At 61.1% G+C, this 11,732-nt stretch carries 8 protein-coding genes; 4 read left to right on the top strand and 4 right to left on the bottom strand.

The window, feature by feature from the left end; translation table 11 throughout:
* Positions 1-63: 63 nt before the first annotated feature.
* Together HNQ65_RS17060 and HNQ65_RS27000 are read right to left on the bottom strand one after the other, a co-directional pair.
* A complete protein-coding gene (locus HNQ65_RS17060; protein ID WP_184341118.1) occupies positions 64-2,700 on the bottom strand; it encodes a tetratricopeptide repeat protein in 2,637 nt (878 codons plus the stop codon).
* A gap of 85 nt (positions 2,701-2,785) precedes the next feature.
* Positions 2,786-5,155: a tetratricopeptide repeat protein gene (locus tag HNQ65_RS27000; protein ID WP_184341116.1), complete on the bottom strand. Its 2,370-nt coding sequence runs from the start codon at positions 5,153-5,155 to the stop codon at positions 2,786-2,788.
* Positions 5,156-5,365: 210 nt separating this feature from the next.
* Between HNQ65_RS27000 and HNQ65_RS17050 the strand changes: the two genes are divergently transcribed.
* From HNQ65_RS17050 to HNQ65_RS17040, 3 genes are read left to right on the top strand one after another with little or no spacing between them, the layout of a single operon-like run.
* Positions 5,366-6,883, top strand: coding sequence for a sulfatase (locus HNQ65_RS17050; RefSeq protein WP_184341114.1), 1,518 nt, complete (start codon positions 5,366-5,368; stop codon positions 6,881-6,883).
* Between the two features lie 20 nt (positions 6,884-6,903).
* Complete coding sequence (locus tag HNQ65_RS17045; protein ID WP_184341112.1) at positions 6,904-8,379, top strand: sulfatase family protein; 1,476 nt, start codon at positions 6,904-6,906, stop codon at positions 8,377-8,379.
* Positions 8,376-8,966 carry a hypothetical protein gene (locus HNQ65_RS17040; RefSeq protein ID WP_184341110.1) on the top strand — a complete coding sequence of 197 codons (591 nt, stop codon included), beginning with the start codon at positions 8,376-8,378 and terminating at the stop codon, positions 8,964-8,966. Before HNQ65_RS17045 ends, HNQ65_RS17040 begins: the two co-directional genes overlap by 4 nt.
* A 192-nt stretch (positions 8,967-9,158) precedes the next feature.
* On the opposite strand, the gene HNQ65_RS17035 is transcribed toward HNQ65_RS17040, so the two are convergent.
* Positions 9,159-9,623 (bottom strand): EVE domain-containing protein, encoded by a 465-nt coding sequence (locus HNQ65_RS17035; RefSeq protein WP_184341108.1) that lies wholly within the window; start codon positions 9,621-9,623, stop codon positions 9,159-9,161.
* Between the two features lie 154 nt (positions 9,624-9,777).
* Between HNQ65_RS17035 and HNQ65_RS17030 the strand changes: the two genes are divergently transcribed.
* Complete coding sequence (locus tag HNQ65_RS17030) at positions 9,778-10,578, top strand: SseB family protein (protein ID WP_184341106.1); 801 nt, start codon at positions 9,778-9,780, stop codon at positions 10,576-10,578.
* Positions 10,579-10,589: 11 nt separating this feature from the next.
* Here HNQ65_RS17030 and HNQ65_RS17025 read toward each other — a convergent pair whose 3' ends face one another.
* Positions 10,590-11,702, bottom strand: a complete 1,113-nt coding sequence (locus HNQ65_RS17025; protein WP_184341104.1) for a D-TA family PLP-dependent enzyme — start codon at positions 11,700-11,702, stop codon at positions 10,590-10,592.
* Positions 11,703-11,732: the final 30 nt, after the last annotated feature.

The following is an 11,732-nucleotide window of genomic DNA, read 5'->3' as shown; positions in this document are numbered from 1 at the left end:
GGGGATGACCGACAATGATGCCCCTCTTATTCACAAGTAGGCCTAACGCCTGTTTTCGACAGCTCACTGGACATCCCTGAACGGGGTCTTTGCCTGATAAAGCTGCATGGCCGCCTGAATGGCTTCCGCCAGAGAGGTGTTTCCGAGCACCTGAGCCATGCGCCTGGCCGATGCGGCGGACTGCAGGGCTTCATCAAACTGTCCGGCCTCGGCATAAGCAGCGGCGAGGGTGCGCAGAACGAATGGGTTTTCCTCGCCTGCGGCTTTGCTGGACTGCCGGGCCAGAGACACTGCCCTGACTCCATCGCGCACAGAAGCCTGCTGTGAGGTGGCGAGGATCCATGCGAGGTTGTTGAGAACCACCCAATTGTCGGGGCTGCTCTTGAGAGCCAGCTCAAACTGCTGCACGGCCTCGGAGATTTTGCGAGCCTGAAGGTAGGCATTGCCAAGGCTGTTGTGGGAAAGCAGCTCTCCTGGCGCGAGCTCCACGGCACGCTCAAGATGGTCCACAGCCGCGGTGACATCTCCCAGCTGCAGCAGCAGGTTTCCGAGATTGATCCGGGCATCGGCGCGTGCGGGCTCGCTCTGCACGGCCAGCTGATACTGCTGTACGGCCTCTTTGACATGGCCGGTGCGGCTCAGCGCCACACCGAGGCCATAGAGTGCATCGCCGTAACCGGGGCGCACCTTGAGCGCGCTCTCGTAATGCTGGATGGCAGCTTCGAATTTACCCTCTTCGCTGAGGCATTTGGCCAGGTTGCAATGGGCCTCGGCATTGGTGGGCCTGAGCTCCAGGGAGCGCTGAAGGTGCTGCATAGCCTCCGGCGCCCTGCCCTTTTGCAGGAGGGCCATGCCCAGATTGTTGTGCGCGCCGGAGTGGTCTGGCTGAAGCTTCAGCGCCTGCTCGTAAAGAGCGACCGCTTCATCGACCTGCCCACGACCAAGCAGCGCGGCGCCGAGATTGACCATGGCCTCGACATTGGAAGGCCTGAGCTGCAAGGCGCGGCGGTAATGGCTGATGGCGTCATCGACCCGGTTCTTCTGCACCAGCGCCACGCCGAGATTGTTGTGGGCGTCGTCGTAGGCCTCCTTGAGGCTGAGTGCTTTTTCAAAGCGGGAAATCGACTCGTCGAATTTACCGGCCTGAAGCAGGGCGCTGCCGAGATTGTAATAGCCTGCGGCATTCCACGGCTCCAGATCAACGGCGCTCTGAAATTCAGCGATGACACGATCCAGCTCTTTCTGGTAGTCGGCGAAGAGGCCTTTGCGCAGAAGCGCCTCGCCCAGGTTGTTATGCGCCTCGGCGTAGTGAGGCCTGAGCTCCAGCGCTTTGCTGAAGAAGGAGATGGATTCATCGATCTTGCCCTGCTGGAGGATCAGGTTTCCCAGATTGTTCCAAGCCATCCAGCAGCCGGGATTTTTCTCCAGCGTGGAACGCCAGAGGGTCTCCATGCTGCGATACTGGCCAGCCTGCCGCCAGCTCTGCAACGCCAGCAGGAGGAGCAGCAGGCCATAGAGCCCCTGACGGAGCCCCTGGTGCTGGAGCCGCTGCATCACTGCCACGAGGCCAGCGGCCATCAATGCCAGCAAGGGCAGGGTGGAGACATAAACCCAGTGGTCTGCCACCACGGAGAAGCGCATGCCGTACACATTCATGAACCCGAGGACGGGAAACAGGGTGCCGGCAAAGAGACAGGCAGCCGCCAGCGGCCCGCGGCCCAGGCGGGCACGAGCCAGCCACAGAACCACAAACACCCCCACGGCGGAAACCAGCATGAGCCAGTGGAAGACGGAGCCGGCATCCGGGGTCCACTGTGGATAGATGAAGCTGAGCCCGAGCGGCAGGAAGACCTTGCAAGCGTAGAACCACAGGGCCCTGCCTGCGAGGAGGAAGCGCTGCGGCCATGACCAGTCCCAGTCCGGACCACTGGCACCGACGGTGTGGGTCTCCAGCCATGCGATGCCGAGACCGAATGCGATGGCGACGGCAAAGAAGGGCAGCAGCGGCAGCACATCTGCACGCCAGCGGATGCTGCCACGCCGCCACCAGCACAGCACCAGCAGCACCGCCGGAAAAGCAAAGGCCGTGACCTTGGCCAGAAGGGCCAGGATGAAGAAGACCATGGCAGCGGTGTACGCACGCCAGCCACCTGCAGCCCTGTCTTCAGAGTGCCAGAATGAAACGAACCTGCCGTAGGACAGCAGCGCGGCCAAAAAGAACACCAGGGAGAGCACGTTTTTGCGTTCGGTGATCCAGGCCACCGACTCCACCATGACCGGATGGACGGCAAACACAGCAGCCGCCAGCCACGCGCCGGGCACCTGAAACTGGACCAGCACGCGCCAGAACAACAGCGCCGCCGCGAGATGCAGCAGCAGATTTTCCACATGGTAGGGGAGCGTCCACCAGCCCCAACATTGAAAGTCGAGCCAGAAGGTGGTGCCGCTGAGCGGGTAGTACTGCTGCAGGGCGGTGGGATCGCGCCACATCTTCCACAGGCCCGCGCCGTCCCGGAGCATAGGCTCGATGTTGGCCGTCCACGAATCATCATCCCAGACAAAGCCGCCGTTCAGGGATGGATAGTAAGCCGCAAAGGCCAGCAAGAGCAGCGCCAGCATGAACGCCCACTCCGGCAGACGGCGTGGAGCGGGTGCAGCACTGGCTGCGGGCTGGTTTTTCTTGGGGCTGCTTTTCGGCATTAAAAGGCAAGGCTAACGTGCCGGGCTGGCTGGGTCAAAAAAATGTCGCTCCAAGCTGTGGTCTACAGCGAGATGCGAGCGGCTTTCAGGGTCCGCTGTCGCGGAAAGGCCTGCCCGACTCAAAGAGGATCTGCTCCTCTCTGATGAGGCGGGAGAGATCTGTGTTTCCCTGCTGCAGGGCCAGGTCCGCCGCCTGCCGGGATGCCACCCGTGCATCGTCAAAGCGGCCCGCCTCCGCATAGGCGGCAGCGAGGGTGTTTTTGATCACGGGGCTGGTGCCGCCTGCGATCTTGTCCGCATGCAGCATCAGTTCGACGGCAGCAGCGCCATCGCGCAGGGATGCCTCTCTGGAAGTGGCGAGAATCCAAGCGAGGTTGTTGAGAGTGGGGATGTGGTCGGGCGCGGCTTTGAGCGCGGTCTGGAAATGCTCCACCGCCTTGTCGAGGCGGCGCTTTTGCATCCAGGCATTGCCGAGGCTGTAGCTGGCCTCGGCGTAGGCCGGGCGGAGTTTCAGGGCCTGCTCGTAGAAATCGATGGAGGCATCGATCTGACCTTTCATCAGATGGGCGTTGCCGAGATTGAAGGGAGCATCTGCGGATTCGGGCTGCAGGTGCTGCGCTTCGCGATAGCATGGGATGGCATCGTCAATGCGGCCCTGCTGGAGAAAGGCGTTGCCGAGATTGTTTTGTGCCTCCGCGTAGCCGGGCCGCAGCTCGATGGCTCTGCGGCAGTGCTGCATGGCTTCATCGATCTCGTTTTTGCGCAGGAGGAGGAAGCCGAGGTTATTGTGCGCCTCGGGGTAGTCGGGGCGGAGCTCCAGGGCTTTGCGGCAGAGTTTTATTGCTTCGTCGATCTCGCCTTTGCGCGTGAGGGCCGTGGCCAGGCTGTTGAGGGTTTCCGCGCGTGAAGGGCGCAGCTCGAGGGCACGCGTGAGATACTGCATGGCCTCATCGATCTCGCCTTTTTGCAGCAGGGTGTTGCCAAGGTCAAAGTTGCAGGCGGAGCTGCCGGGATTGAGGGAGACGGCCTTGCGGTAAAGCTGCAGCGCCTCGTCTGTGGCACCTTTTTTCATCAGCGCGGTGGCCAGATTGTTGAACCCTTCCGCATAGTCGGGCCTGTGCTTCAAGGCCTCGCGGTAGTGGGATATGCCAGCGTCGAGGCGGCCGTCTTCCACGAGCAGGATGCCGTAGTTGTTGTGCGCGAGCCAGCACTGCGGGTTTTTCTCCAGCGTGGAGAGCCACAGGGCCTCCATGCCCTGATACTGCCACGTCTGACGCCAGGCCAGCACGGGCATGAGAGCCAGCACCACCACCATGCATGCCAGCTCTCCGCGCTTTCCCAAGAGCTTTCCACTGCCTGCCAGCGCGTACGCCGCCAGCACGATCAAGCTCATGCCGGGCAGGTACACCCAGTGGTCTGCCACCACGGAGAAGCGCATGCCGTACACGTTCATGAAGCCGAGCAGCGGAAAGAGCGTGCCGGCGAAATACCAAACCGCCACCACCACGCCGCGCCCGACTTTTTTGCGCGCCAGCCAGACACCAACGATGACGGCAAGCGCGGACAGCGCGCAGACCCAGTGCCACCATGAGCCGGCATCCGGATGCCACTGCACATAGATGAAGGACTGCCCCACGGGGAAGAACATCTGCCGGGCGTAGAACCACAGGGCATGGCCTGCGATGAGAATGCGCTCAGCAAAGGTCCAGTCCCAGTCGTTCCCGACAGCGCCCACACTGTATTTTTCCAGCCAGGAGATACCAGCACCTACCACGACCGAAATGACCAGAAACGGGATCAGCGGCAGCAGATCCTGCCGCCAGCGGAGTGTGCCGCGCCGCCACCAGCAAAGGAGCGCCAATGCCACCGGAAAGGCAAAGACCGTGATCTTGGCCAGCAGCGCCAGCACAAAGAGCCCCAGTGCCAGCCCATACATGCAGCGCCTGCGGGGCGGAGTCTCCTCCTTCCAGAAACCGGTGTAATGACCATAGGCCAGGAAGGCCCCGAGGTAGAAGACCATGGAGAGCACGTTTTTGCGCTCGGTGACCCATGCCACCGACTCGACCATGACCGGATGCCAGGCAAACAAGGCTCCGGCCAGAAAGGCACCGCGCACCTCCAGCCGCCGCAGCAGACGCCAAAACATGACGGCGGCAATGCCGTGCAGGAGCACATTCTCCACATGGTAGGGGAAGGTCCAGCTGCCCCACAGACGGCCGTCGATCCAGAAGGTGGTGCCGCTCACAGGGTAGTACTGCTGCAGGGCCTTGAAGTCGCTCCACATGCGCCAGAGCCCATGCCAGCTCTGCCTCAGTTCCTCGATGTTTTTGGTCCACTCCTCGTCGTCCCACAAGAAGCCGCCGGGCAGCGCCGGGTAGTAGGCCAGCAGCGTGACTACCAGGATGAGTGCTGTGCCCGCCCAGTCTGGAAAAGTCTGCGCCGGAGCTGCGGCCACAGGGGCCGGACATGCCGCTGGAACTGAACAAGCCGCTGGAACCGGACTCTTTTCCGGTCGGGGCTGCGGAGCTGGCTTGGGCGATTTTCTGCGCTTGGCGGACATCAAACTTGGAGACTATCGCCTCGCGTCTTTGAGGTCAAAAGTTATGCAGCATTGATGCACGACGGGCCGCAAGATGGACGCCTGGGCTGCGTTTCACCCCGCCGCATGAGACTCCCGACCTTACTCGCCACCACCGTACTTGTCCTCGCTTCGCAGCTTCATGCCGCGCAGCGGCCGAATGTGCTCTTCATGATGGCGGACGACCTGAACAACAGCCTGGGCTGCTACGGGCATCCGCTGGTAAAGACGCCGAATCTGGACAAGCTGGCGGCAAGGGGCGTGCGCTTTCAAAATGCGAACTGCCAGTTCCCCCTGTGCGGCCCGAGCCGGAACTCGATGCTGACGGGGCTGTACCCGAACAGCACGGGCATCTTGACCAACTCGCAGGTCTTTCGGCAGTCGATCCCGAAGGCGGTCAGCCTGCCGCAGGCTTTTCGCAGGGATGGCTACTTTGCGGCCAGGATCGGGAAGCTTTACCACTATGGAGTGCCCAACTCGATCGGCACCAATGGCCACGATGACCCGGCCTCGTGGGAGCTGGAGCTGAACCCCGCTGGCGCTGACCGCCTGCTGGAGCACCCGAAGATTTTCTCCCTGCTGCCTGGCAACTTTGGCGGCACGCTGAGCTGGTATGCCTCTCCGGAGCCGGATGAAAAACACACGGACGGCCTGCAGGCCAAGGACGCCGAGTGGGTGCTGGAGCGCTGCGCCAAGGAGAAGGACCGGCCGTTTTTTCTGGCGGTGGGTTTCTTCCGCCCGCACACGCCGTATGTCTCGCCTGAAAAGTGGTTCAAGGGCTACCCGGAGGCGCAGATGCCGGTGGTGCAGGGAGTGAAAGAAGATCAGGCAGACCTGCCCGCTGCGGCCCTGGGCAGCTACAAAAAGGAGCAGGACAAGCTGACGGATGATCTGCGCAGGCAGGCGGTGCAGGCGTATTATTCCGCGATCAGCTTCATGGATGCGCAGGCGGGCAAAGTGCTGGATGCGCTGGACCGTCTGGGACTGGCGGAAAACACGATCGTGGTCTTTACGAGTGATCACGGGTACCACCTGGGCGAGCATGGCCTGTGGCAGAAGCAGAGCCTGTTTGAGGAAAGTGCGCGCGTGCCACTCATCATCGCTGCGCCGGGCATGAAGCAAGGTGCGGTGGCGCAAGCGCCGGTGGGGCTGATCGACCTGTATCCGACGCTGGCGGAGCTGTGCGGGGTAAAGAGTCCTGAAAATCTGCAGGGGCAGAGCCTGGCACCGATGCTGAAGGACCCCACGGTGAAAGGACGCGGCTGGGTGCTGAGCCAGGTGGTGCGTGGTGGTGGCTTCAAGCGCATGGGCGCGAGCGCCGCGAAGGGAGATGATGGGAAACGAATCTTTGGCTATGCGCTGCGCACGGACCGCTATCGCTACACCGAGTGGGATGAAGGCAAGGCGGGCAAGGAGCTGTACGATCATGAAACCGACCCGAAGGAGCTGACTAATCTGGCGGACAAACCGGAGCAGGCCGAGGTGCAGGCGAAGCTGGCCGAGCAGCTCCATGGCATCGTGAAGACCACCTTCCCTGCTGATGGTGTGACGCCTGCGATCCCACAGGGAAATGTGATGTACAATCCTGAACTGGTGGATCCTTGAGCATTCGACTTCTTCTTTTCATGAAACCCCTGCTCCTTATTCTCTCTTCATTCACTCTGCTGTATTCCGCCTTCGCCGCCGAGACGCCGAACATTGTGCTGATCAACATTGATGATCTGGGCTATGCGGACATCGGGCCGTTTGGGGCGAAGATCTCCACGCCTCACCTCGACCGCATGGCGAAGGAGGGGATGAAGCTGACGAGCCACTATGCCGCGCCGGTGTGCACGCCATCGCGCGCAGCGATGATGACGGGCTGCTACCCGAAGCGTGTGCTGCCGGTGCCGCATGTGCTGTTTCCAGCAGCGGCGGTGGGCCTGAGCCCGAAGGCGACCACGGTGGCCGAGGTGCTAAAGGGCGCAGGCTATGCAACGGCGTGCATCGGTAAATGGCACCTGGGTGACCAGCCGGAGTTTCTGCCCACGAACCAGGGCTTCGACAGCTACTATGGCATTCCCTATTCCAACGACATGGGGCCGGGAGCGGAGGGCTCGAAGAGCAATCCTGACCAACCGCTGCCGAAGGCTGCCGCGAAGGGCAAAGCAGGAGCAGCCAAGGCCGACGCCGAGCCGGAGACGGGGATCAAGGGACAGGCGCAGCCACCGCTGCCGCTGATCGAAGACCACAATGTGGTGGAGCGCGTGAAGGCGGCGCAGCAGCACACTTTCACACGACGGTACACGGAGCGTGCGGTGAAGTTCATCCGCGAGCATCAGAAGAAGCCGTTCTTCCTCTACCTGCCGCACAATGCGGTGCATTTCCCGCACTACCCGCATCAGGAATTCATGGGCAAATCAGGCATCAGCCTGCAGAAAGACTGGGCCATCGAGGTGGACTGGTCTGTGGGGCAGGTGCTGGACACGCTGCGTGAGCTGAAGCTGGATGCGAACACACTGGTGGTCTTCACCAGCGACAACGGCGGGCCGCTGAATCAAGGCGCGGACAACACGCCGCTGCGTGGCAGCAAGGGCAGCACGCTGGAGGGCGGCATCCGCGTATGCACGATCGCGTGGTGGCCGGGCAGGATCCCCGCAGGCACGGAGACCAAGGCCATCACAGCGCACATGGACTGGCTGCCGACCTTTGGCGAGCTGGCGCACTGCAAGAGCGTGGGCGAGCTGAAGCTGGACGGGAAGGATATCTCGCCTGTGTTGCTAGGCCAGAAGGGCGCGAGCGGGCATGATGTGTTTTATTACTATGCGGGCTTCAACCTGCAGGCGGTGCGCAGCGGGCCGTGGAAGCTGCACCTGGGCAAGAACGAGCTGTATAACCTGGAGGAAGACATCGGCGAGGCGAAGAACGTGGCCGCAGAGCATGCGGACATCGTGGCGCAGCTGGAGAAGCATGCGGAGACGATGAGGGCGGACCTGGGAGACAAGACCAAGGACGCGCCCGGCGTGCGTGAGCTGGGACGCGTAGAGAATCCGCAGCCGCTGATCAGCGCGGATGGAACGGTGCGCGAAGGGTTTAACAAGATCGCCAAGACACTGCCATGAAGTTTAAAGCCGTCCTGTTTGCCCTGATCGTCTCCTCAGCCCTGGGTGCCGAAGCTCCGCTGCTGAAGGATGAGTTTCTTCCGACGACTTTTGAAGGCCGCCGAGCCATGCGTGGCGAGTGGAAGTTTGCGGAAGGCAGCGCCACGTGCACGCAGGATGATGCGCTGTTCAAGAAGAACAAAGATCATGGGCCCATCCTTTTTTATGATCTGGCTTACACAGACGCGGCGATCCATTTCGCGGTGAAACCGGATGCGGCGAACAAGACGATCGTCTTTACCGCGAACGGTAAAGAGGGGCATGTGTTCCGGGTGGTTTTCACCCGGGCCGGGATGGGCGTGCGCGCCTTTCCGCCGGATGAGAAAGATCACAAATCGATCTCACTGGGGAACGAGAAGGCGGTGGTGCTGAAGGCGGATGCGTGGACGAAGATCCGCGTAGAGCTGCGAGGCAGCAAGGCCACGGTGAAGGTGGGCGATTTTGTGAAGACGTATGAGCATGCGTCCATCGCGCGTGCGAAGGCGAATCTCAGCGTGGGGTTCAGCTACGGCACGGTGAGCGTGACGGAGATGGTGGTGGACAAGTAGGAGCGGGCTGCGCGCAGCTACCGCTTTCTGCAGGCTGGACGGCGTGCGGAAGCCATCATGCTGCCCGAAAGCACTCACCGCATGCCGGACGGCAGGCTGTGGCCGAAGCACGTCCAAAACCCCGTGAAAGCGGTAGCTGCGATGCAGGCCTGCGCCTTGCATCTTCGCGACCGCACTCCAAATGCTCTCGCATCAAAGGCCGCCGAGCTTGCAGATGCGTTCCCAGTGCTTGGCTTCCACTGGTGTGATGGAGAGGCGGTTGCCGCGGCGGAGGATGAGCATGTCGGCGAGCTTGGGGTCGGCGCGGAGCATGTCGAGGGTGACGAAGGTCTTGAAGTCGGCCTCCCATTTTACATCGACCATGAGCCAGCGGGGGTCTTCGTGCTTGCTGCCTTTGTCGAAGTATTCGGAGGAGGGGTCAAACTGCGTGGGATCGGGGTAGGCTTCCTTGACGATCTTCACAATGCCAGCGATGCCGGGGACGTCGCAGCTGGAGTGGTAGAAGAAGCCGAGGTCTCCGAGGGACATGTCGTCGCGCATCATGTTGCGGACCTGGTAATTGCGCACGCCGTTCCAGGGCTCGGTCTTCTTGGGCCGCTGCTTCAGGTGGTCGAAGGAGAAGACGTCGGGTTCGGATTTGAGGAGCCAGTGGTTCATGGGGATGGCCTACGGAATACACGGAAGGCACGGAAAGGAAACCACCAAATGCTCGGGTAGACTTCCCGTGCCGCAGTCATTTCAAACGCAGCGGCCGGATTTGACTCGACAGCTTGCATCCTCACCTCCTTGTTCGGAGAAAACTGCGCAATCCATGTTCGATTTCTTCAAAAAGCTCGGCAAGAAAAGAGAAGCACAGAAGGCGAAATCAGCCCTTGTTCAGAAAATCATGGCTGACTTTGAAATTGGGCGGGGTAATGCCTTGGAAATTGCGCTGATTCTCCATTTGTCCGAGGAAAACCAAGAATCCCTCTGTCACCTGCTGGTGAACTTTGGTGGTTCCGAAGTTTTTATTTTAACCAAAGGAGACAAACGTCTCTCCGATGCTGCAATCACAACCCATGCGGGTGACATCCCATATGTTGCAGCTTTTACTTCCAGAGAACGAGCTCTGTCAGAAGCGAAAAACTGGGGACCTTTCGACAAAGCCGTCGAAATTCCTGCCATGGAACTTGTTTTCGGCCTCCCCGGTTTGGCCGGCATTGTATTAAATCCAAATGATGAGCACCTCCGCTGGGCTTTCAGCCCCGAACAAACCTCGAACCTCAAAACTGTTTTTGAGAGTAGTTTTAAGTTCCAAGTTGGAGGCTTGTATTCGGTTTGGTCACAAGATTCGTATAAAGTGATCAAGCTTTTACAAGCTGACGACGGAGGTGTTCATATCCGCACTTATGCAAACAAGTGGAGTGAACGGCCCAAGGAACTAGAACAGGCTCAACTCACGATGACGGGAGAGAATCATGATGCAGTTGAGTCCATTGGTCATCTGCCATTAACCAGAGCATGCTTCCTATCGATGGGTCCAAAACTCATCGTCACCGGCTCAGTTCATGAAGATGAACTCGATGGCTACAAGATGTGGAAAGAAGCGAAGGGCGGATATTTTGATGTGTAGGCTCCAGCCATTCACACTGTGATCAGCCTATTCCTCGCCGTGATGGGCCAGCGTTCGGTGGTCTTGCAGCCTTCGATGATGTAGGCCTCTCCGTGCATGGAGACGGTGGGGCAGACGTGGCGGGGGATGCCGTGGAGGGCCTGGCCGATGGTGAACTGATGGGCGCGCTCGGTTTCGAGGACGAGGTGCTCCTCGCTCTGCATGATGGCGACGGCGTCTGGCAGCTCCTCGAAGCGGACGCGGGGGTGCGGATTCTCGGGAGCGACGGACTTGTGGCCGAGGTCGAGGGTGAGGCGGTTTTTGCCGGGCTTGCTGATGACTCGGGTGAGGAGCACGGCGGCAGGCTGGAAGGGCAGGTCGCCAGGGTATTTGTCGCCGTAGCCGAAGTCCCAGAGGACAGTGGTGCCGGGGCTGAGGGTGCGGTCGGCATGGGCGGCGTGGATGCCGAAGGTGGGAGAGCCGCCGGCGACGAGCTCCTTCACAATGATGCCCTCTCCCTGGAGACGGCAGCGGAACTGGAGGACGGAGGCGAAGGCGGCATCGCAGCGCTCCTTGCGCACGTCTAGGCTGTCATCGTGGATGTGGCCATCGTAGGCGTGCAGGCCGCAGAACTGGAGGCGGGGGGTGTCTTTGAGGTCGTGGGCCAGAATGGCAGCCTCATCGCCAGGGACGATGCCGGTACGGCCCATGCCGCAGTCGAGCTCGAGATAGACGCCGAGGGTGACATTGTGCTGCTGGGCAGCGGAGGCGAGGAACTGAATGGTCTCCTCGGCATCGGCGATGCTGGAGAACTGGGTGTCGGGGAACTTGACCGCGAGATCGGCGAGGCGATGAGCATTGATGCCGACGCAGGGCATGGCCACGAGGACATCGGTGGCACCGACGGCGGCGCACATCTCGGCCTCGGCAATGGTGGAGGCCTTGAACCGGGTGATGCCCAACCGGATCTGCATGGCGATGATCTCGGCGGTCTTGTGCGTCTTGACATGAGGCCGGAGGCGCTTGGGATCTCCGGCGATCTTGATCATGAGGGCCAAGTTTTCCTCAATACGCTTGCGGTAGAAGAGGAGGGCCGGAGAGGGGATGTCAGCTTCGTTTTCGACGTGGAACCAGGCGGGATGCATGGTCCCTATCGTGGCGAGAACTGCGGGCGC

The sequence above is a fragment of the Prosthecobacter vanneervenii genome, assembly GCF_014203095.1.
In the GTDB taxonomy this organism is placed as follows: Bacteria; Verrucomicrobiota; Verrucomicrobiia; order Verrucomicrobiales; family Verrucomicrobiaceae; genus Prosthecobacter; species Prosthecobacter vanneervenii.
The sequence above is the reverse complement of the archived record's forward strand: the minus strand, read 5'-3'. Positions and strand labels throughout refer to the sequence as shown.